26 protein-coding genes are annotated in these 26,427 nt (G+C 68.3%); 17 read left to right on the forward strand and 9 right to left on the reverse strand.

The annotated features are described in order from the left end of the window. Nucleotides 1-78: 78 nt before the first annotated feature. From polA to ACFPPA_RS16385, 4 genes are all read left to right on the forward strand, one after another. Complete coding sequence (gene polA / locus ACFPPA_RS16370; RefSeq protein ID WP_377321857.1) at nt 79-2,832, forward strand: DNA polymerase I; 2,754 nt, start codon at nt 79-81, stop codon at nt 2,830-2,832. A gap of 361 nt (nt 2,833-3,193) precedes the next feature. Then, entirely contained in the window at nt 3,194-3,412 is a 219-nt protein-coding gene (locus ACFPPA_RS16375) for a hypothetical protein (protein ID WP_377321859.1), read from the forward strand. A 71-nt stretch (nt 3,413-3,483) separates the two neighbouring features. Then, a complete protein-coding gene (uvrD, locus tag ACFPPA_RS16380) occupies nt 3,484-5,679 on the forward strand; it encodes a DNA helicase II (protein WP_377321861.1) in 2,196 nt (731 codons plus the stop codon). Between the two features lie 152 nt (nt 5,680-5,831). Then, the gene (locus ACFPPA_RS16385; protein ID WP_377321863.1) at nt 5,832-6,185 is read left to right on the forward strand and encodes a hypothetical protein; all 354 of its coding nucleotides are present in this window, start codon (nt 5,832-5,834) and stop codon (nt 6,183-6,185) included. A 19-nt stretch (nt 6,186-6,204) separates the two neighbouring features. Here the strand turns inward: ACFPPA_RS16385 and ACFPPA_RS16390 are convergent, their stop codons facing one another. The 3 genes from ACFPPA_RS16390 to ACFPPA_RS16400 are packed head-to-tail and all read right to left on the reverse strand — an operon-like array spanning nt 6,205 to nt 9,442. Further along, the gene (locus tag ACFPPA_RS16390; RefSeq protein WP_377321865.1) at nt 6,205-7,461 is read right to left on the reverse strand and encodes a heme biosynthesis HemY N-terminal domain-containing protein; all 1,257 of its coding nucleotides are present in this window, start codon (nt 7,459-7,461) and stop codon (nt 6,205-6,207) included. Continuing rightward, on the reverse strand, nt 7,458-8,615 hold the full coding sequence (locus ACFPPA_RS16395) for a uroporphyrinogen-III C-methyltransferase (protein ID WP_377321867.1): 1,158 nt from the start codon (nt 8,613-8,615) through the stop codon (nt 7,458-7,460). The genes ACFPPA_RS16390 and ACFPPA_RS16395 overlap by 4 nt, the downstream gene beginning before the upstream one ends. A 56-nt stretch (nt 8,616-8,671) precedes the next feature. After that, entirely contained in the window at nt 8,672-9,442 is a 771-nt protein-coding gene (locus ACFPPA_RS16400) for a uroporphyrinogen-III synthase (protein ID WP_377321868.1), read from the reverse strand. A 90-nt stretch (nt 9,443-9,532) separates the two neighbouring features. On the opposite strand from ACFPPA_RS16400, the gene ACFPPA_RS16405 reads away from it, so the two are divergent. The 3 genes from ACFPPA_RS16405 to ACFPPA_RS16415 all read left to right on the forward strand — a co-directional run bounded on the left by ACFPPA_RS16405 (nt 9,533) and on the right by ACFPPA_RS16415 (nt 11,014). Continuing rightward, nucleotides 9,533-10,006, forward strand: coding sequence for a YiiD C-terminal domain-containing protein (locus ACFPPA_RS16405; protein WP_377321870.1), 474 nt, complete (start codon nt 9,533-9,535; stop codon nt 10,004-10,006). 56 nt (nt 10,007-10,062) lie between these two features. Then, nucleotides 10,063-10,476 (forward strand): hypothetical protein, encoded by a 414-nt coding sequence (locus tag ACFPPA_RS16410; RefSeq protein WP_377321872.1) that lies wholly within the window; start codon nt 10,063-10,065, stop codon nt 10,474-10,476. Between the two features lie 94 nt (nt 10,477-10,570). Then, nucleotides 10,571-11,014 carry a rhodanese-like domain-containing protein gene (locus tag ACFPPA_RS16415; protein WP_377321874.1) on the forward strand — a complete coding sequence of 148 codons (444 nt, stop codon included), beginning with the start codon at nt 10,571-10,573 and terminating at the stop codon, nt 11,012-11,014. An 82-nt stretch (nt 11,015-11,096) separates the two neighbouring features. Here ACFPPA_RS16415 and ACFPPA_RS16420 read toward each other — a convergent pair whose 3' ends face one another. Then, nucleotides 11,097-12,152 carry a 2Fe-2S iron-sulfur cluster-binding protein gene (locus ACFPPA_RS16420; RefSeq protein WP_377321876.1) on the reverse strand — a complete coding sequence of 352 codons (1,056 nt, stop codon included), beginning with the start codon at nt 12,150-12,152 and terminating at the stop codon, nt 11,097-11,099. Nucleotides 12,153-12,212: 60 nt separating this feature from the next. Here ACFPPA_RS16420 and ACFPPA_RS16425 point away from each other — a divergent pair, with 60 nt between their 5' ends. The 5 genes from ACFPPA_RS16425 (at nt 12,213) to ACFPPA_RS16445 (ending at nt 15,811) form a co-directional block, all read left to right on the forward strand. After that, entirely contained in the window at nt 12,213-12,653 is a 441-nt protein-coding gene (locus ACFPPA_RS16425; protein WP_377321877.1) for a hotdog fold thioesterase, read from the forward strand. An 85-nt stretch (nt 12,654-12,738) separates the two neighbouring features. Then, nucleotides 12,739-13,686, forward strand: coding sequence for a serine/threonine protein kinase (locus tag ACFPPA_RS16430; protein ID WP_377322236.1), 948 nt, complete (start codon nt 12,739-12,741; stop codon nt 13,684-13,686). A 60-nt stretch (nt 13,687-13,746) separates the two neighbouring features. Further along, nucleotides 13,747-14,181, forward strand: a complete 435-nt coding sequence (locus ACFPPA_RS16435) for a hypothetical protein (protein WP_377321879.1) — start codon at nt 13,747-13,749, stop codon at nt 14,179-14,181. Nucleotides 14,182-14,224: 43 nt separating this feature from the next. After that, nucleotides 14,225-14,560: a VOC family protein gene (locus ACFPPA_RS16440; RefSeq protein ID WP_377321881.1), complete on the forward strand. Its 336-nt coding sequence runs from the start codon at nt 14,225-14,227 to the stop codon at nt 14,558-14,560. Nucleotides 14,561-14,620: 60 nt separating this feature from the next. Continuing rightward, entirely contained in the window at nt 14,621-15,811 is a 1,191-nt protein-coding gene (locus ACFPPA_RS16445) for a class I SAM-dependent rRNA methyltransferase (RefSeq protein WP_377321883.1), read from the forward strand. Between the two features lie 7 nt (nt 15,812-15,818). Here ACFPPA_RS16445 and ACFPPA_RS16450 read toward each other — a convergent pair whose 3' ends face one another. Further along, nucleotides 15,819-17,012: an NAD(P)/FAD-dependent oxidoreductase gene (locus tag ACFPPA_RS16450; protein WP_377321885.1), complete on the reverse strand. Its 1,194-nt coding sequence runs from the start codon at nt 17,010-17,012 to the stop codon at nt 15,819-15,821. A 126-nt stretch (nt 17,013-17,138) separates the two neighbouring features. Here ACFPPA_RS16450 and ACFPPA_RS16455 point away from each other — a divergent pair, with 126 nt between their 5' ends. The 4 genes from ACFPPA_RS16455 to ACFPPA_RS16470 all read left to right on the forward strand — a co-directional run bounded on the left by ACFPPA_RS16455 (nt 17,139) and on the right by ACFPPA_RS16470 (nt 20,499). Continuing rightward, nucleotides 17,139-18,584 carry a DNA recombination protein RmuC gene (locus ACFPPA_RS16455; RefSeq protein ID WP_377321887.1) on the forward strand — a complete coding sequence of 482 codons (1,446 nt, stop codon included), beginning with the start codon at nt 17,139-17,141 and terminating at the stop codon, nt 18,582-18,584. Nucleotides 18,585-18,661: 77 nt separating this feature from the next. After that, a complete protein-coding gene (locus tag ACFPPA_RS16460) occupies nt 18,662-19,465 on the forward strand; it encodes a hypothetical protein (RefSeq protein ID WP_377321889.1) in 804 nt (267 codons plus the stop codon). 102 nt (nt 19,466-19,567) lie between these two features. Then, the gene (gene folE, locus ACFPPA_RS16465; protein WP_377321890.1) at nt 19,568-20,161 is read left to right on the forward strand and encodes a GTP cyclohydrolase I FolE; all 594 of its coding nucleotides are present in this window, start codon (nt 19,568-19,570) and stop codon (nt 20,159-20,161) included. 2 nt (nt 20,162-20,163) lie between these two features. After that, complete coding sequence (locus ACFPPA_RS16470; RefSeq protein WP_377321892.1) at nt 20,164-20,499, forward strand: EF-hand domain-containing protein; 336 nt, start codon at nt 20,164-20,166, stop codon at nt 20,497-20,499. Nucleotides 20,500-20,515: 16 nt separating this feature from the next. On the opposite strand, the gene ACFPPA_RS16475 is transcribed toward ACFPPA_RS16470, so the two are convergent. Then, a complete protein-coding gene (locus ACFPPA_RS16475) occupies nt 20,516-22,255 on the reverse strand; it encodes a winged helix-turn-helix domain-containing protein (RefSeq protein ID WP_377321894.1) in 1,740 nt (579 codons plus the stop codon). A 189-nt stretch (nt 22,256-22,444) separates the two neighbouring features. Between ACFPPA_RS16475 and ACFPPA_RS16480 the strand changes: the two genes are divergently transcribed. Continuing rightward, the gene (locus tag ACFPPA_RS16480) at nt 22,445-22,894 is read left to right on the forward strand and encodes a hypothetical protein (RefSeq protein ID WP_377321896.1); all 450 of its coding nucleotides are present in this window, start codon (nt 22,445-22,447) and stop codon (nt 22,892-22,894) included. A gap of 40 nt (nt 22,895-22,934) precedes the next feature. Here the strand turns inward: ACFPPA_RS16480 and ACFPPA_RS16485 are convergent, their stop codons facing one another. From ACFPPA_RS16485 to ACFPPA_RS16495, 3 genes are read right to left on the reverse strand one after another with little or no spacing between them, the layout of a single operon-like run. Next, nucleotides 22,935-24,140 carry an ABC transporter permease gene (locus tag ACFPPA_RS16485; RefSeq protein WP_377321897.1) on the reverse strand — a complete coding sequence of 402 codons (1,206 nt, stop codon included), beginning with the start codon at nt 24,138-24,140 and terminating at the stop codon, nt 22,935-22,937. Continuing rightward, nucleotides 24,137-24,871, reverse strand: a complete 735-nt coding sequence (locus tag ACFPPA_RS16490) for an ABC transporter ATP-binding protein (protein WP_377321899.1) — start codon at nt 24,869-24,871, stop codon at nt 24,137-24,139. Before ACFPPA_RS16490 ends, ACFPPA_RS16485 begins: the two co-directional genes overlap by 4 nt. Further along, nucleotides 24,868-26,424, reverse strand: coding sequence for an alpha/beta hydrolase (locus tag ACFPPA_RS16495; RefSeq protein WP_377321901.1), 1,557 nt, complete (start codon nt 26,422-26,424; stop codon nt 24,868-24,870). The genes ACFPPA_RS16490 and ACFPPA_RS16495 overlap by 4 nt, the downstream gene beginning before the upstream one ends. Between the last annotated feature and the right edge of the window lie 3 nt (nt 26,425-26,427).

Genomic DNA, 26,427 nt, shown 5'->3' on the forward strand with positions numbered 1-26,427 from the left:
ATACACTTCCTCACTCTTCCTTGTCCCGCCGGCAAACAGCTTCCGGCGCGACCTGCTTCGCATAGGCCAGCCCACCCCATGCCCAAACTCATCCTGATCGACGGCTCTTCCTACCTGTACCGCGCGTTCCACGCGCTGCCGCCGCTGAGCAATGCGCTGGGCGAACCCACCGGCGCCCTGTTCGGGGTGGTCAACATGCTGCGCGCCACGCTGAAGGCGAAGCCGGATTACCTGGCCTTTGTCAGCGACGCACCGGGGCCGACCTTCCGCGATGCGCTGTATGACCAGTACAAGGCGAACCGCCCGCCGATGCCGGACGACCTGCGCGCCCAGGTGGAACCGATGCTGGCGATCGTCGGTGCACTCGGCTTCCCGATCCTGCGCGTGCCCGGTGTCGAGGCCGACGACGTGATCGGCACGCTGGCCATGCAGGCGCAGGCCCTCAGCATCGAGGTCCTGGTGTCCACCAGCGACAAGGACATGGCGCAGCTGGTGGGTCCGCACGTCACCCTGATCAACACCATGAGCAACACCGTCATGGACCGCGCGGGCGTGATCGAGAAATTCGGCGTGCGTCCGGATCAGATCATCGACTTCCTGACGCTCACCGGCGACACCGTCGACAACGTGCCGGGTGTGCCGAAGTGCGGCCCGAAGACCGCCGCCAAGTGGCTGGCCGAATACCCCACGCTGGACGAGGTGATCGCCAACGCCGACAAGATCGGCGGCAAGATCGGCGAGAGCCTGCGCGAGGCATTGCCGCGACTGCCGCTGTCGCGCGAACTGGTGACGATCAAGACCGATGTGCCGCTCGACGTCGCTCCCACCGATCTGACCCAGCGTGCGGCGGACACCGAACAGCTGCGTGCGCTGTACAGCCGTTACGAATTCAAGGCGGCGCTGAAGGACCTCGATGCCGGCACCAGCGCAAGTGGGAGCGACTTCAGTCGCGATGCCTCTGCTCCGGATTCACCAGAGAGCATCGCGGCTGAAGCCGCTCCCACAAACCCGCCCGAATTTTCCGCGCCCGGCGAGTACGAACTGGTCACCACCCAGCCGGCATTCGAGGCCTGGCTGGAGCAGCTGCGCCATGCCGCATTGATCGCATTCGATACCGAGACCACCAGCATCGACGCGATGCGCGCGGACATCGTCGGCATCAGCTTCGCGGTCGAGCCGGGCAAAGCCTGCTACATCCCGCTCGGCCACGACTATCCCGGCGCACCGCAGCAGCTCGATCGCGATGCGGTGCTGCACGCGCTGAAGCCGATCTTCGAGGATCCGGCGCGACCCAAGCTGGGCCAGCACGCGAAGTACGACATCAATATCCTGTCGCTCTACGGCATCGTGGTGCAGGGGTTGCGGCACGATTCGATGCTCGAGTCCTACGTGTGGAACGCTACCGCCACGCGGCACGACATGGATTCGCTGGCGAAGAAATACCTGGGTTACGAGACGATCAAGTACGAGCAGGTGGCCGGCAAGGGGGCGAAGCAGATCTCGTTCTCGCAGGTCGATCTGGACACCGCCTGCCGTTACGCCGCCGAAGACGCCGACATCACCCTGCGCCTGCATCATGCGCTGTGGCCGAAGCTGGAGAGCGCGCCGGCGCTGCGCAAGGTCTACGAGGAGATCGAGATCCCGCTGGTGCCGGTGCTGGCGGCGATGGAGCAACGTGGCGTGCTGATCGACGGCGACGTATTGCGCCGGCAGAGCCAGCAGCTGGGCAAGCGCATGCTGGAGCTGCAGCAGCAGGCCCATGCCGTGGCCGGGCACGAGTTCAACCTGGATTCGCCCAAGCAGCTGCAGGCGGTGCTGTTCGACGAGCTGGGCCTGCAGGCGAAGCTGAAGACCCCGACCGGCCAGCCATCCACCAACGAGGAAGCGCTCGAGGCGATTGCCGACACGCACGAACTGCCACGGCTGATCCTCGACTATCGCAGCCTGGCCAAGCTGCGCTCCACCTATACCGACAAGTTGTCCGGCATCGTCAATCCGCGTACCGGACGCGTGCACACCAGCTATCACCAGGGTTCGGTGGCCACCGGCAGGATCTCCTCGTCCGACCCGAACCTGCAGAACATCCCGGTACGCACCGAGGAGGGTCGGCGCATCCGCCAGGCCTTCATCGCGCCGCCGGGCTGGAAGGTGCTGGCGGCGGATTACTCGCAGATCGAGCTGCGCATCATGGCGCACCTGTCCGGCGACGAGGGCCTGCTGCGTGCGTTCCGCGAAGGCGGCGACGTGCACCGCGCGACCGCGGCGGAGGTGTTCGGCGTGCCGCCGGAGCAGATCAGCACCAACCAGCGCCGCGCCGCCAAGGCGATCAACTTCGGCCTGATGTACGGCATGAGTGCGTTCGGCCTGGCCCGCCAGCTCGGCGTCGACCGCGGCGAGGCCAGCGACTACATGGGCCGTTATTTCTCGCGCTACCCGGGCGTGCGCGCGTTCATGGAAGCCACCCGCGAGCGGGCGCATCGCGATGGCTACGTGGAAACCATCTTCGGGCGCCGGCTGTATCTGGAAAACCTCACTTCCCGCAACCAGGGCCTGCGTCAGGGCGCCGAACGCGCCGCGGTGAACGCACCGATGCAGGGCAGCGCGGCGGACATCATCAAGCGCGCGATGATCGCCGTGGCGGCGTGGCTGAAAGATCGCGATGACACCCACATGTTGATGCAGGTGCACGATGAACTGGTGTTCGAGGTGCGCGCGGATGCCGTCGATGCGGTGCGCGCAGGGGTGGTCGAACGGATGTCCGGTGCCGCGGAACTGGCGGTACCGCTGCTGGTCGATGTAGGCGTCGGTGCGAACTGGGACGAGGCTCACTGAACCGGGGATGCCGTGTCCAGGGCAGCAAACGGAATGCAAACAAGGGTCTGCGCGTTAATGTTTCATCAGGATGAACCGGCGGTAAATTCGATCCCGGGCGCTGCAACTTTCCCCGGAATCCACGTTCGAAGTCTTCGGATGCACGCAACGGCATCCATGGCTGGCTCACCTCCCTGAGCCGCCACGGCCGCGAACCTCTCCCCTGGGTATTCGCGTCCGCCCGGCCCCGAAGGTTCCCCCCTAACCTTCGGGGCCTTTTTTTGCCCGCGATCCGCATGGCCACCCCAATGGAATATGCCTGTACGGTTTCTGCACACCGATTCCCGGCATACTCGATCCACATTCACGAAGGGGAATATCCATGCGCGCAGGACTGATCGTTGTCGGCATCATTCTGGTGGTCGCCGGCATCTGGGTTGTCGCCGGCCATGCGTTTTATCAGGACACCGACACGCTGGTGCAGATCGGCTCGGCCAAGATCACGGCCACTCAGGACAAGGGTGTCCCGCAGTGGATCGGTTTCGCCGGCCTCGTGGTCGGCGGACTGCTGGTCGCCGGCGGCTTCATGACGAAGCGCTGAGCCACACCGATGCATCCGGAAAACCGCCGCCACGCGGCGGTTTTCCCTTGTGGCCCGTTACAATCGACAGGATGGATGTCTCGTACCTGATCGACCCGCTCAACGAAGCCCAGCGCGAAGCCGTCTGCGCCCCGCCCGGTCACTACCTGGTGCTGGCCGGCGCCGGTTCCGGCAAGACCCGCGTACTCACCCACCGCATCGGCTGGCTGACCCGGGCCGAACACGTGCCGCCGTGGGCGATTCTCGCCGTCACCTTCACCAACAAGGCGGCCGGCGAGATGCGCGCACGGCTGGACGCGCTGATTCCCGGCGGCACCCAGGGTCTCACCGTGGGCACGTTCCACGGCATCGCTCATCGGCTGCTGCGGCGGCACTGGCGCGAGGCAGGGCTGCCGGAGACGTTCCAGATCCTCGATGCCGACGACCAGCTGCGACTGGTCAAGCGGGTGGTGGCAGGACTGGGACTGGACGATGCAAAGTTTCCGCCGCGCCAGGCCAGCTGGCAGATCAACCAGTGGAAAGATGAGGGCAAGCGCCCGGCCGGCATCGAGCATCGCGATCATCCGGTCACCCACACCTTCGTGCAGATCTATCAGGCCTATGAAGACGCCTGCCGACGCGCCGGACTGGTCGACTTCGCCGAACTGCTGCTGCGCGCGCACGAGTTGTGGCTAAAGCATCCTGCCGTGCTCGAGCACTACCAGCAGCGCTGGCGCTACCTGCTGGTCGATGAATTCCAGGATACCAACACATTGCAGTACGCCTGGATCCGCGTGCTGGCCGGCGCCACCGGACAAGTGTTCGTGGTCGGCGACGACGACCAGGCGATCTACGGCTGGCGCGGCGCCAAGGTAGAGAACGTGCAGCAGTTCCTGAAGGATTTCCCTGGCGCGCGCACGATCAAGCTGGAACAGAACTACCGCTCCACCTCGACCATCCTGAAGGCCGCCAACAGCGTGATCCAGCGCAATGGCAGCCGGCTCGGCAAGCAGTTGTGGACGGCCGGCGACGAGGGCGAGCGCATCGCGCTGTACGCCGCCTACAACGAGCAGGACGAGGCGCGCTTCGTGATCGAGCGCATCCGCGAATACATCGACGAACAGGGCAACGCCAGGGATTGCGCGATCCTGTATCGCTCCAACGCGCAGTCGCGCAACTTCGAGGAGCAGCTGGTTCAACGCAAGATCGGCTATCGCGTCTATGGCGGCCAGCGCTTCTTCGATCGCGCCGAGGTGAAGGACGCGCTGGCCTATCTGCGCCTCAGCGCGAATCGCCACGACGACGCGGCGTTCGAGCGCGCGGTGAACACCCCCACGCGCGGCATCGGCGACCGCACGCTGGATGTGTTGCGCCGGCGCGCGCGCGGCGAGGACACCTCGATGTGGGAGGCCGCGCTGACGGAATTGACCGGCGGCAGCGAGCTGGCGGGTCGCGCCAGGAATGCAGTGAAGGGGTTCCTGGCGCTGATCGACGAGATGGCGCGCACCTTCGCCGGCCAGGCGGAAGGCGAGGGCCTGACCCTGGCCGAGCAGATCGACCACGCCATCACGCATACCGGCCTGCGCGATTTCTACGAGAAGGACAGCCGCGGCAACGCCGAATCGCGGGTGGAGAACCTGGACGAGCTGGTCAACGTGGCCAGCCGTTTCGAGCGCAGCGCCGAGGACATCGAAGCCGGCCTTGGCGAACTTTCCGCGTTCCTGTCGCACGCCACGCTGGAAGCCGGCGAGAACCAGGGTGAGGCAGGGGACGACTGCGTGCAGCTGATGACCCTGCACTCGGCCAAGGGCCTGGAGTTTCCGATCGTGTTCCTGGTCGGCATGGAGGAAGGCCTGTTCCCCAGCCAGCGCTCGGTCGACGACGAAGGCCGGCTCGAGGAGGAGCGCCGGCTCGCCTACGTCGGCATCACCCGCGCCCGCGAACGACTCGTCGTCACCCACGCCGAATCGCGCCGCATGCACGGCACCGAAATGCTGGCACGGCCCTCGCGCTTCCTCGGCGAGATGCTGGCCGAACTGATCGACGAAGTGCGCCCGCGCGTGCAGGTCAGCCGTCCGCTCTACGGTGGTCGCCGCAGCGAGGTGTCGTCATCGCTGGAGGAAGCCCTGCCGGTGAAACTGGGCCAGCGCGTCAGCCACCCCAGCTTCGGCGAGGGCGTGGTGCTCAGCGCCGAAGGTAGCGGTGCGCACACCCGGTTGCAGGTGAATTTCGAGGCGGCCGGCAGCAAGTGGCTGGTGGCGGCGTATGCGAATCTCACGCCGTTGTAGGCGGCCATCGGGTCCACGCCCGCGAGTCGCGGCCATTCGTAATATCGCGCGGTCCGGCACGACTGCAGCATGAACGCAAGAACATCACGCCGAAACTCTTTCCTGCCCGTTGCGTTCGGAGCGAGGTAACCCGATCGCCATGAAGCAGCCCCATGAAATCCTTCCTCGCCACTCCGAAGTCCCCTGAGCGCAGCCGACTCGACGACGACATCTGCGTGCACATTTTCACCGCATCGGCGGCCATGGTCGGCGTATGCCTCACCGTGATCGGCATCATCCGCGTGGTGATCTCGTTGCGCCGATCCGACCAGGTCGCGGAGGACATGCTGGCGGTGAACGCCCTGCTCTACCTGGGCTCCTGCCTGCTCTCCTACTGGGCCCTGCGCACGCGGCGGCTGGCTCGAAACCATCGGCTCGAACGCGTGGCCGACATCCTGTTCCTGCTGGCGCTGACCCTCACCGCCATCAGCGCCAGCTACATGACCTGGGCGATCTCGGCATATTGAGCGCCGCGGCGACCGCCAGCTACTCGCGCAGCCGCGGCATGCCGTGCACGTCGCGCTCCTCGATCGCGATCGGATGCGTATCCGGCTGACCGGCGTGCGCACTCTGCTTCAGTGGCGCGACCGGCTCGCCGCGAGCGAACGCCAGCGCGTTGCGATAACAGCGTTGGGCCTGCGCCGCATCGCCCTGTCCGGCGAAGGTGTCGCCCAGCGCTTCCCACGCCGCCGCCCCCGGCTCCAGCGCGAGCGAGCGTTCGAGGTGCTGGCGTGCCTTGCCCCACAACTTCAGTCGCGCGCACATGCGCCCCAGCGTGAGCAGCAATCGGGCATCGTTCGGATGGGCATCGAGCCAGCCTTCGGCCCGGCGCAGGCGTGCCTCGACATCGTCGCCGCCCAGCACCCCGTAGGTTTCGATCAGCAGCGGCGACCATTCACGCCGCAGCGCGGACTCCACTTCGTCCATCGCCGGCAGGATCAGCCCGAACGACGCCGCGCGGCGGGCATAGGCGTCGACTACCGCGGGTACCCGCCGCTGTGCCTTGGGCAGTTGCGACCACAGGGTATTGAGGGCGACGCCGTCCGGCGCCGCATGGATGGCCGCCGCCAGCACCTGCGCTTCCAGCGCCGCGTAGGCCCGACCACCGAGGGCCCCGCTCTTCTGCAGTGGCTCGAGTGCCTCGCGCGCACGCCGGATCTCGCCGCTGGCCAGCGCCGCCAGCGCCAGCTCGCGCCAGCCCGCCGGGGTCAGGCTGCCCTTGTCGGCTTCGGGGATCAGCAGCGCCAGCGCCTCGGTCGGCTTGCCTTCGCCACGCAGGACGCGGGCGCGCAGGACACGTGCGGCCTGCGGCACGGATTGCGAGGCCTGATTCAAGGCCTCCAGCGCACGGCCATGTTCGCCGCGACGCGACGCGGCCTCGGCCGAGGCCAGCAGGGCCGGTCCGCGCAGGCTGTCCAGCCGCGCGGCACGATTGAGGTCGCGTTCGGCATCTCCGTGGCGGCCTTCGATCAGGGCGATCAGGCCTTCACCCAGCCGTTGCTGGCCGAGTCGACGTTGCCGTCGCGTGAGCGCGCCGAAAGGCCAGCGCAGCAGCCGCCACAGCGCGCTGAGCAGCGCCCATCCCAACAGCAGGATCAGGATCGCCGCCACCACGGTGGTCTCCACCCGCCAGCCGCGCAGGCGCAGCAGGACATAACCGGGGTCCTCGGCCACCCAGTGCCAGCCGAACGCGGCCAGCGCGGCGGCGAAAACCAGCAGCAGGATCCAGCGCCATACCCTCATGGCCGGGCTCCACCGGTCCGGCCGACACTGCTCGCGGGTGCCGGCAGGTTGCCGGTGGCCGGGCTCAGCGCACGCACCGCACGCAGATTGCGCAGTTCGGTCAGCGCGGCACCGAGCTGCACCGGGGCGTTCGGCGGCAGCTGGCTGGCGAGTTGGGTCAGCGTCCTGCGCGCCTGCTGCACGGATGGGGCGCTGTCGTCGAACTGGCTCGACAGGCTGCTGTCCACCCGCTGCAGCGCCGCCTCATAGTCCTGGCTGTCATGGGCCAGCAGCGCCGCTTCCGCCTGGGCCAGATCGAGCGCTGCCAGTTCGCGCGCGAATCGCGCGTCGGCCACGGCCGACGGTGCGCCGTTGTCGCGTTGCACACTGATCACGCTGGCCAGGGCATGCCGGATACGCGACCACGCATCGGTCGCCGAGCCGGCCGGCGCGCTGTCCAGCGGCTTCAGCGGCAGGCTGGCCAGGCGGCCGCGCAGCTCGACCAGCTGCTGCAGGGCAGCGGCCTGGCTGGCCGGCTGGCTCTTCACCAGCGCCTCGTGCTCGGCCTCGATGCTCTGGCGCAAACCGCTGAATGCCCCATCGTTGACCGCCGACAGGGTCTGGTCGGCCAAGGCAAACGCGGCGGCCGCGCCTTGCGCGTCATGGAACAGCGCGTAGCGCTCGCCGCCCATGCGCAGCAGCGACTCGGTTTCGTCCAGCAGCATCGCGTCGTGACCGGACAGGCTCTTCTCGGCCAGCTTGGCCACCGCATCCTCGAGATTGCGGGTGCGCTCGGCCTGGCCGAGCAGTTCCTCGCGCAGCGACCGGTTGACGGCCGCCGCATCGCTGAGGCGCTGGTCGAGGCTGGCCCGCTGGCTGCTGATGCCGGCCAGCGTGCCCTCCAGTGCACCGACGCGCTGTTCCAGGCTGGCCACGCCCTCGCTCTCGACCGCCCTGCCCTGTTCCTGTTGCCACTGTTGCCAGCCGACGTAACCGGCGGCGGCCAACGCCACCAGCGACAACAGCAGCGCCAGGCTGCCACCGCCGAGCGAACGCGGCCGGGGGCGTGGCGCCGCGGGTCGGGATGGACGAGTCGACAACGGATCGACCGCGGCGGGGTCGGGACGGGCGCCCTCGGGCGCGGTGGGCTCGTTCGGCTTGTCTGCTGGGCTCATGCACGCATGCTAGCAGCCCATACGCCCGCGTTCGTAGCACGGCCGCGTGAACGGACTCAACCGGCCAGACTGGCCGCGGCGAGCAGGTCGGCCGGCAAGGCCGAGGATGCCTGCGCGACCCGGCGGAAGCCGGCCGCCCGGGCCGCCGCCGCCAGGCGTTCACTGCTGACCACGACCGTCGCCGCCTGCAAGCGTGCCAGCGCCGGCGCCGGCAGCAGCCGGCACAGGTGCTGCAGGGCCTCGGCGCTGGACAGCAGCACCCGCGCCGAGTCCGGCAGCTGCAGCAGCGCCGTGATGTGCCGGCGATCGAGCCGCGGCGGCACGCGTCGATAGACATGCACTTCGCGCAGTTGCGCGCCCCGGGCGACCAGCTGCTCGCGCAGCATGCCGCGGCCACCGGCGGCGCCGATCAGGGCAACCCGGCGGCCGTGCAGGTTCTGCAACGCGGCATGCTCGAGCAGACCCTCGCTGTCCTGCCGTGCCGGGGCCAGCGGTTCGTGCACGCCATGGCGGCGCAGCGCCCGGGCCGTACCCTGCCCCACCGCCAGCACCGTGGCCGTGGTTCGCAACGGGGCCAGCCTCGCGGCATGACTTGCCGCCGCGGGACTGGTGAAGATCAGCACCTGATCGGTCAGCGCGGCACGCAAGCCCTCGCGTGCCGCTGCCTGATCGTCGGCGGCTTGCAGAGCCAGGCCCGGCAGCAGCAGGGGTACGCCGCCCAGCGCGCGCACCTGCCGCTGCAGCGGAGTCGCGCTGCCGGCGGGGCGGGTGATCACCACGATCCGGCCCTGCAGCGCATGGTTGTCCCGTGGGGTTTGTCGCTGCATTCGCGCACTGCTTCCGGTCACCGGCATGACGCCAGTGTAGCGGCCGCTCTACACTGGGGGGTCTTCCCCTCCCCACGGCTTCTTCCCCACGTGACCACGACCGACGACGCGACCACCCAGGCGCAGCAACTGATCCGGTTCATCCGCGATGAAATCCCGCTGGCCCACACCATGGACCTGCAACTGGCCGGCTATGACGACGACACGCTCAGCCTGCTGGCGCCACTGGCGCCGAACGTGAACGACAAGGGCTGCGCGTTCGGTGGCAGCCTGGTCAGCCTGATGACCCTGAACGGCTGGGCCCTGGTGGAACTGGCGCTGCGCCGGCGCGGCCACGACTGCGACGTGTTCGTGGCCGAATCCAGCGTGCGTTACCTGGCGCCGCTGTGGCGGGATTTCCGCAGCGAGGCACGACTGCCTGCAGATACCGACTGGACCGCGTTCTTCAGCACGCTGGCCGCCCGCGGCAGGGCGCGTATCAGCGTCGACTGCATGATTCCCGGCGACGACGGCAAACCCGCTGCCACCCTGAGCGCGCGTTTCGTGGCCAAGCGGCGCGGCTGAGTCGATGATGCCCGCTTGAGGCAGAATGGGTCGATATTCACCGGAAGGAGATACCCATGCGCCGCATTCCGAGCATCCTTGTCATGCTGTCCGTGCTGCTGCTGGCCGGCTGTGCCACCCGGACCCGCAGCAACGAGCTGACCACCACGCTCACCTCCTACGGCAGCACCCTGCGCTGGGGCGATTTCCGCAGCGCGGCGCAATTCATCGATCCCGCCATCCGCGCCGCCCACCCGACCAGCAAGCTCGACCTGAAGCGCTACCAGCAGGTGCGGGTCACCGAATACGACGACGGCGCGGGGCCGGTGCCGATCGATGACTTCGATGTGCAGCAGACCGTGCACATCAGCCTGGTCAACATCCATACCCAGTCCGAGCGCAGCATCGTCGACCACCAGACCTGGCACTACGACCAAAAGACCAAGCATTGGTGGCTGACCAGCGGGCTGCCGGACATCACCCAGGATTGAGTCGTCGTGGCGCGACCGCCTGCCGGGCGCACGCTACCCGTATAATCGTCGGTTTACCCGGATCGGCGCGGTCGACGCGCCCGTGGACTGACTGATGAACGATATCCTGCACAAGCTACCCGAATTTATCGGCCATCATGTGGCCTTGTCGGCCCTGTTCGTGATCCTGCTGGTGGCGCTGATCGCCACCCAGGTCGCCAGTCTCTTCAGCAAGATCACCGAACTGAGCCCGGCCGGCCTGACCGGGCTGATCAACCGCGACAACCCGCTGCTGATCGATATCTCCCCGCGCGAGAGCTTCGAGAAGGGGCACATCCCGGGCGCGCGGCATGTGGCGATGAGCCAGTTCGACCCGGAGAACAAGAGCCTGGCCAAGGCCAAGGATCTGCCGGTCGTGCTGATCTGCCGCTCCGGCCAGACGACGGGAAAGGCCGCCCAGCGCCTGGTCAAGGCCGGTTTTACCCGCGTCTACACGCTCGCCGGCGGCATGGCTGCCTGGCAGCAGGCGCAGCTGCCGGTCGCCAAGGGCAACCGCTGAGCAGCAGAAATGAGTGGAGAGGAGTGACAAACGAGCGGGCAGCCTCACCTTCTCTCGTTCCTCACTCCTCTCCACTCTCTATCTAGCGATCATGGATGCCGGCGCGCCCGGCGATGATCGACGCCAGCACATCCGGCGCGTACTCGAACGAGTCGTAGTACAACCGGTCCTCCGGCAGGCCGGCATCCAGGAAGCGCTGATGGCTGGCGTCGATCATCGCCGGCGGCCCGCTCATGTACAGATCATGGCCGGACAGATCCGGATGATCGGCCAGCACGGCCTCGTGCACCAGGCCCTGGCGCAAACCGGCCGCCTGTTCCGGATCGGATACCACCGCGTGGAATTGCAGATGCGGCAACTCCCGCTCCCAGTGTTCCGCCAGCGGACGCAGGTACAGATCCGCCGCCCTGCGCGCGCCCCAGTAGATCTGGATCGAGCGGCGCGTACCCAGCGCGATGAAATGCTCGACGATCGCCTTGATCGGCGCGAAACCGGTGCCGCCGGCCATGAAGATCATCGGCCGCTCCGAATCCTCGCGTGCGACGAAGGTACCCAGCGGGCCCTCGACGCGCAGGTGCTCGCCCACCTGCAACGTATCGTGCACCCAGGAAGTGAATCCGCCGCCGACGACATGCCGCACGTGCAGTTCGATCGCACCATCGGGCTGCGGTCCATTGGCAATCGAGAACGGCCGCCGCTTGTCGTCGGCCAGCAACACATCGAGGTACTGACCCGGCAACCAGTTCAGCCGCGCTCCGCCGTCCAGCGGCGACAGGCGCAGCCCGGTGACGTCCGGCGCCAGCGCCCATTTCTCTGCCACCACCACGTCGAGCTGGCGTCGCGTCACGTCGTGCACCGAGGTGACTTCGCGCGCCTCCAGCAGCAGATCGCTGGTCGGCACCGCCTGGCACAACAGCACCGCGTGATGCGCCAGGGCGTCGGCGTTCAATGCCAGCGGCGGGTTGCGCGGATACTCGCAACGCCCGCGCAGCAGGATCGCCTTGCAGCTGCCGCAGACCCCGGCGCGACAGGAATACGGCAGCGCCACGCCCGCCCGCTGCGCCGCTTCCAGCACGGTTTCGCCGGCGGCCACCGGAAACCGGCGACCGGAGGACTTGAGGGTGACGGTATGCACCATGCACATTGTCGCGGCGATGAGAGCGGACAACAATGCGGGTTCGACCCGAAGGAATCAACGATGAGCATCTGGAAACAGCCGGCCGACCTCGCCCGCATCAACGCCTGGAGTGCCAACACCATGATGGAGACGCTCGGCATCCAGCTCACCGCGATCGGCGACGACTGGCTGCAGGGCACCATGCCGGTCGACCACCGCACCCACCAACCGTACGGCCTGTTGCACGGCGGCGCCTCGGTGGTACTGGCCGAGACCCTGGGCAGCACCGCCGCCATGCTCACGCTGGATCCGGAAAAGGAACTGGCGGTGGGCCTGGAGATCAACGCCAACCATGTCCGCGGCGTGCGCAGCGGCGTGGTCACCGGCACCGCGAAGGTGCTGCACCTGGGCCGCAGCACGCAGGTATGGGAGATCCGCATCGAAAGCGAGGAAGGCGCGCTGGTATGCATCTCGCGCATCACCATGGCGGTCGTCCCGGCACGCGTCGTGGGGCCGCGTTGATGGCTGCGCCGAGCCGGCACCCGCCGCTCACCTCGACCCGCTCCCCGCCGGGGAGCACAGGCGAACGCACGAGGCGCGGCCCGTGTTGAGCACCGACACGCCGTACGCCCGGCTCACCCCCGACCTGGTGCTGGATGCGATCAGCGCCTGCGGGCTGTGGCCGGACGGGCGCCTGATGGCGCTGAACAGCTACGAGAACCGGGTATGGCAGGTCGGCCTCGAGGACGCCGCGCCGGTAATCGCCAAGTTCTACCGGCCGGGCCGCTGGAGCGATGCGGCGATCGTCGAGGAGCATACGTTCGCGCAGGAACTGGCCGACGCCGAACTGCCGGTGGTCGCGCCGCTGGCTTTCGAGGGACACACCCTGCTGTTCCACGAAGGCTTCCGTTATGCGCTGACCCCGCGCCGCGGCGGCCGCGCGCCGGAACTGGAAGCGCCTGATCAGCTGCAGTGGCTGGGCCGCCTGATCGCGCGCATGCACGTGGTCGGCGCGCGCCAGCCGTTCGTGCATCGCGGCCGGCTCGATCGCGACAGCATGGTGCGGCAGCCGGTACAGGCCGTGCTCGCAGCGACCCTGCTGCCGACGTCGCTGCAGACGAATTACCGGGCGGCGGCCGCGCGCCTGGACAGCGCCATCGCCGCACGCATGGAAGCGCTCGGGCCGGTGCGGCAACTGCGCCTGCACGGCGACTGCCACCCTGGCAACCTGCTGTGGACCGACGCCGGCCCGCACTTCGTGGATTTCGACGACGCCCGCACCGGGCCGGCGGTGCAGGACCTGTGGATGCTGGCCAATGACGACCGCGCGATGGCAGCGGTGCTCGAGGGCTATCGCCAGTTCCGCGACTTCGACGACACCGAACTGATGCTCATCCCGGTCCTGCGCGCGATGCGCCAGCTGTACTATGCCGGCTGGATTGCGGCCCGCTGGCACGACCCCGCCTTCCCGGCGGCATTCCCGTTCGCGGCCGAATCGCGCTGGTGGGAACAGCACATCGCCGATCTGCACGAACTGGCCGATGAACTGGAATAATCCACGCCTCGCGCAGGGACGCCCCCTGCCGTTTAGACCGTTTTCCTTCCGGAGTCCTGCATGCGCAACATCTTCTTCCGCCTGATCGGCATCCTCGAAATCGCCGGCGGCCTGTACGGCATGGCCGCGATGCTGCGCCGGCTGCTGCCGCTGGGCTCGCACGACAGCATCGTGGCGCTGATCGGGCTGGCGCTGTTCGGCTTCGTGCTGGTCGCCGGCGTGCTGCTGCTGGAAGGCAGCGAGAGCGGGGTGCGGCTGTCGCGCTGGGCGCAGCTGTTGCAGCTGCCGCTGATCGCCACGCCGGTGTTCAGCTATGCGCTGCACAGCGGCGCGTTCGTCAACGTGTTCGCCACCCTGCAGACCGCGCCGCGACTGGGCATCGACTGGCGCCTGGGCTCGCACGGCTTCGTGCTGGCGGTGGCCGGCCCGGCGGTATCGCGGCTCGGCATCAACCTGCTCGCGCTGCTGTCGTGGCTGCTGTTGAAACTGCGCTGAGCCGCGCACCCTCTTTCGTTCATCCACGCAAGCGAGGCAGACCATGGCACGCCCCAGTTTCATCGAGCTGCCGGCCAGCGATATCGCCGCGGCAAAGACGTTCTACGCCCGCGCCTTCGGCTGGGAACTCACCGAGTTCGGCCCGACCTATGCCTGCACCATGACCGGCGACGTCGACATCGGCCTGCAGGGTGACCCGGCCGAGGCCACCCACGCACCGCTGCCGGTGATCGCGGTGGACGACCTCGAGGCGGCACTGGCCGAGGTCATGGCGGCCGGCGGGGACATCGTCCGCCCGATCTTCGCGTTCCCCGGCGGGCGTCGCTTTCAGTTCCGCGACCCGCACGGCAACGAGCTGGCGGTGATGCAGGCCGACTGAGGCATGCGCTGAACACGCGGTCGATCCGGTGAAACGGGGCGCGCACGCTATCATGGGCGGATGAACTCAACCGACCAGCTGCCCGCGGCATCCACCCTGCCCGTCATTCGCCTGAAGTCCGACCGCAATCCCGGCCATCCCTGGGTGTGGTCGGCGCAGTTGTACAAGCCCGAGCAGAAGCTGCCGCCGGGCAGCCTGGTCGAGGTGCAGGATGCCAAGGGTCGCTTCGTCGGTCGCGCGTTCTGGAACGGCCACGCGCGCATCGCGCTGCGGCTGCTCGGCAACGATGCGGCCGAAGCGATCGACGCCGACTGGATCGCCGCCCGCATCGCCCGCGCCGTGCAGCTGCGCCGCGAGTGGCTGCAGCTGGACCAGGTCAGCGACGCCTGGCGCGTGGTGCACAGCGAGGGCGATGGCCTGTCCGGCCTGATCGTGGATCGCTATGCCGACATCCTGGTGATCGAGTACTTCGCCGCCGGCATGTGGCGCTTCCGCGAGGCGATCCACGCCGCCCTGCTCGGTCATTTCCCCGGCGCCCGGCTGTACTGGTTCGCCGAATCGCACGTGCAGAAGCAGGAGTCGTTCGACTGCCGCAGCCCGGACGTGCCCGAGGCGGTCGAAGTGCACGAGCACGGCCTGCGCTTCCGCGCCGCGCCGGGCTCGGGCCACAAGACCGGCTTCTTCGCCGACCAGCGCGACAATCGCAAGCGCTTCGCCGAGCTGGCCAAGGGCCGCCGCGTGCTCGACCTGTGCTGCAACGCCGGCGGTTTCGCCGTGCATGCGATGGCGGCCGGCGCGCGCGAAGCGGTCGGCGTCGACCTCGACGCCGGCGTCCTGGAGATCGCCCGCGCCAATGCCGCCGCCAACGACGTCGCGGTGACGTTCGAGCAGGCCGACATCTTCGACTGGGTCCGCGCCGCGGTGGCGCGAGGTGAGCGCTATGACGCGGTGGTCCTGGATCCGGCCAAGCTCACCCGCGACCGCAGCAAGGTGATGGACGCGCTGAAGAAATACTTCGCGATGAACCGCATGGCGCTGGACATCATCCCGCCCGGCGGCCTGCTGCTGACCTGCTCGTGCACCGGCCTGGTCGGCGAAAGCGAGTTCCTGGAAATGCTGCGCCGGGTCGCACTCAATGCCGGCCGCGAGATCCAGGTGCTGGAAATCGGCGGCGCCGGCGCCGACCACCCGTTCCGCACCGACGTGCCGGAAGGGCGCTACCTGAAGGCGGTGTACTGCCGGGTGGACTGAGGCTGCTTCAAGCGCTGCGCGGCAGGTATCCACGCAGCGACGCGGCATCGAACGGCCCCGGCTGCGCGATCAGCTCGCGCGCGGCGTCCACCTGATCCCACACATTCCACAGCAGCACGCCACGCACGCGACCGCCGTCGAGGTAATACACCACGCCTTCGCGATACGCTTCGCGCCAGTCCTCGACTATTTGCAGCCGGCTGTCCAGCAGGCCGACCGCCTCGTAGCCGAGGTCGAACAGATCCGAGTAGAAGAACGGCAACGTGATGTAATCGCTGGTGATCCCGGCCATCGCGAGGCCGGCGTGCCGGCCCATGCCGAGCGCGGCGTCCTCGTGTTCCACGCGCAGCCGGCGGCCCAGTGCCGGGTTGTGGAAATTCGCCACGTCGCCGGCGGCCCAGATGTCGGGATCGCTGCTGCGCAGCTGCGCATCGACCACGATGCCGTTGTCCACGAGCAACCCGGCCTGCTCGGCCAGCGCGGTGTTCGGCTCCACACCGAGACCGGCCACCACCGCCTCCACCCGCAGCACTTCACCGTCGGACAGCTCCAGCTCCACGCCGCCGTCGGTGCGGCTGCCACCGACCACGCGGACCCCGCTGGCCAGCGTCACGCCGTGGCGGCGGTAGTACTCGTCCAGATGGTTCGCCAGCCCGTCGGGATATCGTCCGGCGCCGATGGAGGCGCCGGGAAACAGCAGCGTCACCTTGCAGCCGATGCCGCACAACGACGCCGCCAGTTCGCTGCCGATGAAGCCGCCACCGACCACGGCGATATAGGCACCGGGCCGGGCGTAGCGGCGCAGGGCCTGGTAATCGTCCAGCGTGCGGAAATGGATCGCCCGTTCGCCGCCATCGAACGGCAGCCGCCGCGGCGTGGCGCCGGTGGCCAGCAGCAGCCGGCGATAACGGTAGCTGTCGCCGCGGTCGTCGCGTGCCGTGTGCGCGGCCCGATCCAGTGACTCGACACGGCGCCCCAGGTGCAGCACGGCGCCACTCTTCACCGTCCCCAGATCGATCTCGGCCGTCGACTTGTCGCCCTTCCACAAGGCCTTGCTCAGCGGCGGCCGCTGGTACGGCGGCGCCGCCTCGTCACCGACGAGGCCGATGTCCGCCGCCGCATCGACCTCGCGGATCGCCCTGGCGGCCGCATCGGCGGCCATGCCGCCGCCGATGATCAGGTAATCGTGGATGTGTTCCATGATGCCCTCCCGAGCCGATGAGTCGCTCGATGATGCACCGCCTTTCGCGGCGGCAAAGTGAAATCCGGGTGCAGCCGACGAGACGGCTCGACGTACACTGGATGCATCGACCCGGGAAAACGTTCCATGCCGCCCAATGAAATCCTGCTGATCATCCTCGTCGTCCTCGCCGCGCTGGTGCTGCTGTTGCAGGTCATGCTGTTGCTGCGCGGCCGCGGCGACGCCGGGGTCAGCGCCAGACTGGATGCGCTGAAGGACGACAGCGCCCGCATCGAGCGGGCCGTACGGGAAGAACAGCGTGCCGGGCGCGAGGAGCAGCAGCAGGGCTTCGACCGTTTTCGCGGCCACCTCGGCGAGCAGCTGGCCGGGATGTCGCAGCAGCAGGCCGAACGCATCGACGGCTTCAGCCAGCGCCTCGGCCTGCTCACCGAACGCACCGATACCGGGCTGCAGGCACTGGCGCAGCGACTGGCCGAGGACGCGCGCAAGAGCCGCGAGGAGACCACGCTGGCGCTCAACCATTTCGGCGAACAGCAGCAGCAGCGCCTGGCTGCGCTCACCGCCGACCACGAGAAGCGCATGGGCGAGGTGCGCGCCACGCTGGAGGCGAAACTCGGCGCGATCCAGCAGGACAACGCGGCCAAGCTCGAACAGATGCGCGCCACCGTCGACGAGAAACTGCACGCCACCCTGGAAACCCGCCTGGGCGAATCGTTCAAGCTGGTCTCCGATCGGCTGGAGGCGGTGCAGCGCGGGCTCGGCGAGATGCAGACCCTGGCCATCGGCGTGGGCGACCTCAAGCGCGTGCTGACCAACGTGAAGAAGCGCGGCATCTTCGGCGAAGTCCAGCTGGGCGCGCTGCTGGAGGACATGCTCACTGCCGAGCAATACGCCTCCAACGTGATCACCGTGCCCGGCAGCAACGACCGCGTCGAGTTCGCGATCCGCATGCCCGGCCAGGACGAGGGCGAGCACGTCTACCTGCCGATCGACGCGAAGTTCCCGGTCGAGGACTACCAGCGCCTGCTCGACGCGCAGGAGATCGCCGACGTCGAGGCCGCCACGCGCGCCGGCAACGCGCTCGAGCTGCGCGTGCGCGAGGAAGCCAGGCGCATCCACGGCAAGTACGTGGCACCGCCCCACACCACCGACTTTGCCGTGCTCTACCTGCCCACCGAAGGTCTCTACGCCGAGGTGATCCGGCGCCCCGGGCTGTTCGAGAACCTGCAGCGCGAGCACCGCGTCACCGTCGCCGGCCCGACCACGCTGAGCGCGCTGCTCAACAGCCTGCAGATGGGTTTTCGCACCCTGGCGATCGCCAAGCGCAGCAGCGAGGTGTGGAAGATCCTCGGTGCGGTGAAGACCGAGTTCGGCAAGTTCGGCCTGGTGCTGGACAAGACCCGCAAGCAGCTCGACGCCGCCCGCAACAGCATCGACAGCGCCGGTGTGCGTACCCGTGCGATCGAGCGCAAGCTGCGCGACGTGGAATCGCTGTCGGGCGAGGCCAGCCAGCAGCTGCTGGGGGATGCGTCGGCACTGGATGAGGGTAGCGAGGACGATCTCGAGGTTTGAACGTCGATTGACCCCGAACGCCGCGGCGCGACGTTTCACCCCATGCATCGATCCCCGATGCATGCCGGAGTCGCCCGATGAAAACCCTGTTGCTCACCCTGACCGTCATGGCCGGCCTGGCCCACCCCGGCGGCGCTGCCGCCGCCGGCCGATGGGTCGACCTCGGCGTGTACGACCGCACCAGTCAGCGCGCGCTGCCGGTCTACCGGCACGATGGGCGCTACTACATCGCCGGCGAGCCGGGGCATCGCTACCAGCTCAGCCTGCGCAACCGTTCCGCTGCCGACCTGATGACCGTGCTCTCGGTCGACGGGGTGAACGTGATCTCCGGCGACACGGCGGACTGGTCGCAAGCCGGCTATGTGCTGGCTCCCCACGAAGCCACCGACGTGCTGGGCTGGCGCAAGAGCCTGGCGCAGGTCGCCGATTTCGTCTTCGCGGATTTTGCCCGGAGCTACGCGGTGCGCACCGGCCGGCCCGATAATGTCGGCGTGATCGGCGTGGCGGTGTTCCGCCGGCAACGGGTTTATCCACCGCCGATGCCTGCCGCGCAAGCCGACGAGGCCCCGGCTCGCGCGGGCCAGCTGTCCGCGCCGCCGGTCGAGACGGGGATGGCCCGGCCCGGCGCGGCTTCGTCGCGAGATGCGTCCATGACCGAGGCGACCAGGGCACGCGCCGACGGCCCGCTCGGCACCGGCCACGGTCAGCGCGAGGATTCCCCGATCAGCATGGTCGATTTCGAACGCGCCTCCAGCACGCCCGATGAGGTGATCACGCTGTACTACGACACCCGCGCCCACCTGCTTGCCCAGGGCGTGCTGCCGGCACCGGTTCCGCGCACGCCGCAGCCGTTCCCCGACCATTTCGTGCCCGATCCCTGAACGGCCGGCGTGGCGTGCCGGATGCCGCGATCCGCCAAGACTCGCGGCAAGGCTTGACGCATTCGCTAAACTGGGGGAATCCGCAGAACCGAAGGAAGCTCCATGAGCGATCAGCGCGACGTCAGCCAGGAACAAGCCGAAGAGGCCGTGCGCACGCTGCTGCGCTGGGCCGGCGAGGATCCGGCGCGGGAGGGTCTGCTGGACACGCCCAAGCGGGTGGTCAAGGCGTACCGCGACTGGTTCTCCGGCTACGCCGAAGACCCGGCCGACTATCTCAAGCGCACCTTCAAGGAGGTCGAAGGCTACGACGAGATGGTGGTGCTGCGCGACATCGAGTTCGAGAGCCACTGCGAGCACCACATGGCGCCGATCATCGGCCGTGCCCACGTCGGCTACCTGCCGACCAACCGCGTGGTCGGCATCAGCAAGCTGGCCCGCGTGGTCGAGGGTTATGCGCGCCGCTTCCAGGTACAGGAAAAGCTCACCGCGCAGATCGCCCAGTGCATCCAGGAAACCCTGCAGCCGGCCGGCGTGGCGGTGGTGATCGATGCCAGCCACGAATGCATGACCACCCGTGGCGTGCACAAGCGTGGCGTGTCGATGGTGACCAGCCAGATGCTGGGCACCTTCCGCGACGACGCCCGCACCCGTGCCGAGTTCCTGCAGTTCATCGGCATCCACGGCGGCAGCCGCTGAACGTGGGCAAGGGTCGCAACGCGCGGGTGCTGACCCTGCTGTTCGCGGCCTCGGCGGTCCATGCGCAGGACTCCCGCGCCGACTACCTCAGGCAGTTCGACAGCAACGGCGACGGCAAGGTGAGCGTCGCCGAATATGTCGCCTACATGAGCCGTGGCTTCGAAAGCATGGATCTCGACCGCGACGGCATCCTGGAAGCCGGCGAACTGCCCGGCGGCCGGGGCCGACCGATCACCCTGAAGGCATATCAGGGCAACCTGCGCCGCCAGTTCCATCAGCTCGACCGCCATCACCATGGCTACCTCGACGCGCGGGAGCTGACCGCTCCACCCCGCTGAGTGCCGCCGCGGCGGATCAGTCCGCCGCCGCGGTCCTCGCACGCTCGATCCCGACCCGCGCATACAGCTGGGGCATGCGTGTATCGCGGCGGAACGGGTCCATGATCGGATTGACTCCGAGCGTGTCCAGGTGACGCGCGCGTTCCCGCTCGGCGCGATCCAGCCACGCGAAAACCCGTTCGGTGTCACCGAGGCCCGCGTACACCTGCGCGAGGTCATAAGGCGGCACGTAGTGATGGCGTGAACGTTCCAGCAACGTCGCCAATTGCGCCAGCGCCTCGCCCTGCCTGCCCGCCGCCGCGTGGGTCCAGGCCACCAGCCACGATGCACCGTCATCGCCGAGCAGTTCGTTGGCGCGTTGCGCACTGGTCGCGGCGGCGGCGTGTTCGCCATGGAAGGCCAACGCCTGCGCCAGCCAGTAGTGCGCCATCCAGAAATGCGGCTCGCGCTGCAGCGTGCCACGCAGATGCTCGATCGATCGTGTGTACTGGCGATCCCAGTGATACAGGAAGCCCTCGGTCACATCGATCGGCAACGAGGTCGGGTCCAGCGTGCGGGCGTGCCGGATCTGCACGAATGCCTCGTCCGGTCGCCCCGCGGTCATCAGCAGGATCGCATAGCGGTGATGGGCGTTCACGCAGTTCGGATCGAGTTCCAGCGCGCGTCGGTAGGCCAGCTCGGCGCCCACCCAGTCGCGCTCGTATTGCACCAGCGTGTGCCCCAGTGCGTAGTGCGCCACCGGCAATTGCTCGTCGATCGCCAGCGCCTGCAGCGCCGCCTGGCGCGCCGGCTGGCCGACCTCGCTCGGCGGCCGGGCGCCCATGACACCCTGGATCGTGTACACGTCGGACAGCCCCGCGTGGGCCAGGGCATAGCCCGGGTCGAGCGACAACGCCTCCCTGAAATAGTCGACTGCCCGTTTCAGTGCGGAGGGCGAGCGCTGCTCGACGAAGAACCGCGCCAGCGCGTAGCAACGCCAGGCCTCGGGGTGCTCGGTGTAGCGCCGGGTCAGCCGGATGCGCTGGTCGTAGGTCAGGCGCAGGGCCAACGCCGCCGCGGCCTTCTTCGCGACCGCGTCCTGCAGGGCAAACAGGTCGTCGGACTGCGCATCGAAGATGTCCGCCCAGTGCTGCCGGCCTTCGGCCACGTCGAGCAGACGCATGCTCACCCGCACCCGGCGCTCCGATTGCTGGACGGTCCCGTCCAGCACGGCATCCACGCCCAGCCGCCGCCCGATCTCCATCGGCTCATGCTGCCGCCCGCTGAACCGGCTCACCGCCGACAGCGGCCGCACGGCCAGCGCGGCAAGACCGCTGAGCCGCGTGATCAGGGTGTCGGCCAGGCCCATCTCGAGCGCTGCATCCTGCCGCGGCGGCAACAGCTTGAAGGGCAGTACGGCCAGCGTACGCAACGGCTTCGGGACCGTCGTCGCCTCGGCAGCCGAAAGCACCTGCACCGGCGCGACGAAACGGTAGCCGCGCCCCGGCACGGTCAGGATGCAGCGATGCTCCCCGCGCCGCTCGCCCAGGGCCCGACGCAAGGCCGAGATGGCCTGGTCGAGATTGTTCTCCTCCACCACGCGTGACGGCCAGACCGCCTGCATCAGTTCGTCCTTGCCGACCAGTTCGCCGCCACGCCTGAGCAGATGCAGCAGGGTGTCGAAGACCCGTGGCGTCAAGGCAATCGACGCACCGGCGCGGGACAGGACGCGGCTGGCCTCATCCAGGCAGAACTCGTCGAACGCATAGCGGGTCACGGTCACCCCCGGGGTCGCGATGCCGGCTTTCAGAAATTTTCAGGTCGATTCTAAGGACTCCAGGGCCCGGCGGCGCAAAAGATGCGGATACGGCAATCCTGCGCCGCCCCGACAACCTGCGAGGTCCACGTCATGAAACTGCACCGCCACGGCAAATCACTTTTGACTGCAGCCGCGCTGGCTGCGTGCATGAGCCTCGGCTCCGGCGCTGCCGCCGCCGGCATCGACGGCATGCCACCGTCCTGGCTGCCGACAACCCTCCGGCTGGTCGGCGTCTGGGACGTCAGTGTCACCTTGCGCAATTGCGTCAGCAAGCAGGCGCTGGCGACGTTCCCGGCCACGAACCAGTTTTCGGCGGACGGCAGCGAACTGGAATTCGGCGTCAAGACGCCGCCGTCGAGCCGCTATCCCAGCCTGGGTACGTGGCACTACATCGGCCCGAACCGGTACACGTCGGCATTCCGCTTCTTCCGCTTCAATCCCGACGGCAGCTATGCGGGCACCCAGGAAGTACAGCGCACCATCACCCTGGGCATCGACGCCAGCCATTTCAGCACGGTGGCCAGCGTGAGCATCTACGACACGCAGCACCATCTGCTGCAGAGCGGCTGCGCCACCGAGACAGCGACGCGCCGCTGAACCGTCGATCCTGCCGCGCGCGGGGCGACCCGCACGCGGCTCAGGCCGAGATCGCCAACCGTTCGGAGCGGTACAGCTGGATCGTGACCAGCACTGCGACCAGCGCCGCCAGCAGGCTGCCGGCCAGGCACAGACCGACCTGCGCCGCGCTGACGCCGTCGCCGCGCAGCAGCTGCATGATGCCCAGGTTCTGGCCCAGCAGGGGCACGGCATACATCCACGCCTGCGCCTTGATCGGCATGAACGACAGCACCGCGCTGGGAATGATCGGCACCAGCATCAGCAGCGACAGATAGGTCTGCGCCTCTCGATAGCTCTTGGCGAAAGCCGCCACCATCGACTGCAGCGCGGACAGCAACAGCACCAGCGGCAGCAACAGCAGCAGCACGTAGGCGGCGAAGTGCAGGCCCAGATCGATCTCCATGCCGATCTTCTCGGCCGGTATGAACTGCCCGACCATGGCAAAAGCCGACAGGCTGATCAACAGGCTGGCGGTGGAAAACACGCCGATCGCGGCCAGCTTGCCGCACAGGATCCTCCAGCGCGGTACCGGATTGGCGAACAGCGGCTCCAGCGACTGCCGCTCGCGTTCGCCCGCCGTGAGGTCGATCGCCAGGTACATGCCGCCCATGAAGATGGTGATCACGAAGAAATACGGCAGCATCGCGAACATCAGTACCGCGCGCGATTGCGGCGTGGCCTGGTCGCGCCTGGCCACCTGCAGCGGCCACGCCGTCGCCGGCGACAGGCCGCGTGCGACCAGCCGCATCGCGCCCTGCTCCCGCGCATAGTTCTCCACCAGTCGGGTCACCCGTTCCACCGAGGTGCCGGCATCGCGCTGGGACGAGTCGTAGAACAGCTCCACCTGCACCGGCTCGCCCTTGCGCCAGGCCTTGCCGTAATCGGGGGCAATCCGCAGCACCACGTCGGCATCCTGCTTGCGCACGGCTCGTGCCGGATCGGCCACCGCTGCGCCCGGCACCACCCCACCGGCCTTCAACGCGTCCAGCAGGTTCGGCGCGTACTCGGCACCGATCACCGGCACCGGCAACGGCTTCTCGGCCTTGTCCAGTTCGCGGTTGAGAGTGAAGTTGATCAGCATCACGAACAGGATCGGGCCCAGCAGCGGGCCGGTGAGAAACGCGCTGATCAGGGTGCGCCGGTCACGCAGGTTCTCCCGCACCTCCTTCAGGAACACGGTGAGGATGGCGCGGGTGCGCGGGGGCCTGGGTGTGATGGCGTTCATGCGGCCAGGCCCTCGTCGCTGCCGATGATCTTCACGAACGCATCCTCCAGATTGCTCTCGCCGGTCTGCGCGCGCAGCGCATCCGGTGTGTCGTCCGCCACCACGCGGCCGTGCGCGATCACCACGATGCGGTCACACAGCGCGGCGACCTCCTGCATGATATGGCTGGAAAACAGCACGCAACGGCCTTCGGCCTTCAGCTTCGCCATGAACTGGCGCAACGCCCGCGTCGCCATCACGTCGAGGCCGTTGGTCGGCTCGTCGAGGATCACGTTGCGCGGGTCGTGCACCAACGCACGGGCAATCGCGGTCTTCACCCGCTGGCCCTGCGAGAAGCCTTCGGTGCGACGCTCGGCGATGTCGCCCATCTCCAGTGCCTCGATCAGCGCGTCGCGACGGCGCTTCAGCAGATCCTCCGGCAGGCCGTGCAGGCGGGCGAAATAGTCGATGTTCTCGCGTGCGGTGAGCCGCTTGTACAGGCCACGGGCATCGGGCAACACGCCAAGCTGGCGGCGCACGCCCAGTGGGTCGGTCGCCGCGTCGATGCCGTCGACCAGCACCTGGCCGCGATCGGGCGCCATCAGTGTGTAGAGCATGCGCAACGTGGTGGTCTTGCCGGCGCCGTTGGGGCCGAGCAGGCCGGTGATCTCGCCGTCGCGGGCGCTGAAACTGACGCCGTCGACGGCCTTCACCGTGCCGAAGGCCTTGTGCAGATCCCTGACCTCGATCATGGCGTGGCTCCGTTGAAGTCGATGAAGATCGGGGTGGGTCGCAGGCGATCCAGGCAACTCGCGTCCAGCGTTTTCGGGTCGAGTTTCTCGACGAAGCGCTGGATCAGCTGAGGCGTGCAGCCGGCCGCCATCACGCTGTGGGCTTGGCCCTTGAGCACCAGCACCCGGGCGTTCGGCAAGCCCCTGGCGACCTCCTCGGCGTAGCGCGGCGGTGTCACCGGATCGTACTGGCCAGCCAGCAACAGCACCGGCTTGTCGGTCTTCAGCGGCGCATGGAAGTCGGCCGGCCGGCTGCCCCGGGGCCACACCGAGCAGACCGCCTTCAGCGCATCGGTCATGTGCGTGCCCAGGATGGTGTCGGCGTCCTGCGGCCGCGGCTTGAGCAGGTCGATATCCTCGCTGCAGATCACCGAATACTGCATGCCGCTGCCCATCAATTCGGCCAGGTCACTGGACAGGATCTTGGCCTGGCCCAGCAGCGGGCCGACGTCGCCGTGGGCGGCCGCATCGATCGACAGCGGCAACAGCGCCGCGGTCTGCGGGGTGTAGGCGAACATCCGCACCACGCTGGCCAGCGCGTTCTCGTTCAACACCCGCTTCACGCTCCGATAGCTCTGCGGGTCGCGGAAACTGACCTGGTGCGGGTTCGCGCGCAGCGCATCGCGCAGCTGGTAGAGCGTCTGGTCGGGATCACCGAACTTCTTCCGGCAGGCCGGCTCGGCGGTGCAGCGCGCGAACTGCGCCTTGAGCGCCTCGTCGAGGTTGCGCGCGAAGTCCTCGCCCAATGCCAGCGAGTTCGGCACCACGCTGTCCAGCACCACGCTGCGCACCGCCTGCGGGTAGTGCATCAGGTACTGCTGCGCCATCCGCGTACCGTAGGACACGCCCAGCAGGTCGAACTGCGGCGACCCGATCGCCTTGCGCACATCCTCCAGATCCTGTGCCGCGATCGTGGTGGTGTAGTAGCGGGGATCGGCGCGACCCTTCAGTTGCTGAAGACAATCGGCGGCGGCGCGGCGCATCTTGTCGGTATCGAAGGCGGTGTCGTCGCCCGCCGGCGTGCTCTCGTCGGAATCCTTGCAGGTCAGCGCGTTGGAGCCGCCGGTACCGCGCTGATCCAGCAACAGCACGTCCCGATGCGCGCGCAGCGGCTGCAGCACCCCGGCCACCGAGCCGGCCGAGTCGGTGGCCGCCTGACCGGGCCCGCCGGCGAGGAATACCAGCATGTCCCTGCTCGCCACCTGGGCGCGCGAGCGCAGGATCGCCAGGCGCAGCTTGATGATCCGGCTGTGCGGATCGGCGCGATTCTCCGGCACCGGAAAGTCGGTGCACCACGCCGCGGTGCTGAGCCCGCTGTTCGGCTGGGCCAGTTCGCATGCGCTGAGCGTCAGCGAGCCCAGTGTCCAGCGGGCCGGCTCGATCGCGAGCGCCGGGCCGGTGACCGTCGTCGCCGAAGCGGTCGGCGCTGCATCATGAAAGCGGAACCAGGCCAACACGGCCAGTCCCGCGATCAGCGCGCCGACGCGAAGCTTGCCACGTCCATTCAAAGCCATGCT

Origin of the sequence: Rhodanobacter ginsengisoli (assembly GCF_042657065.1) — a bacterium.
In the GTDB taxonomy this organism is placed as follows: domain Bacteria; phylum Pseudomonadota; class Gammaproteobacteria; order Xanthomonadales; family Rhodanobacteraceae; genus Rhodanobacter; species Rhodanobacter ginsengisoli.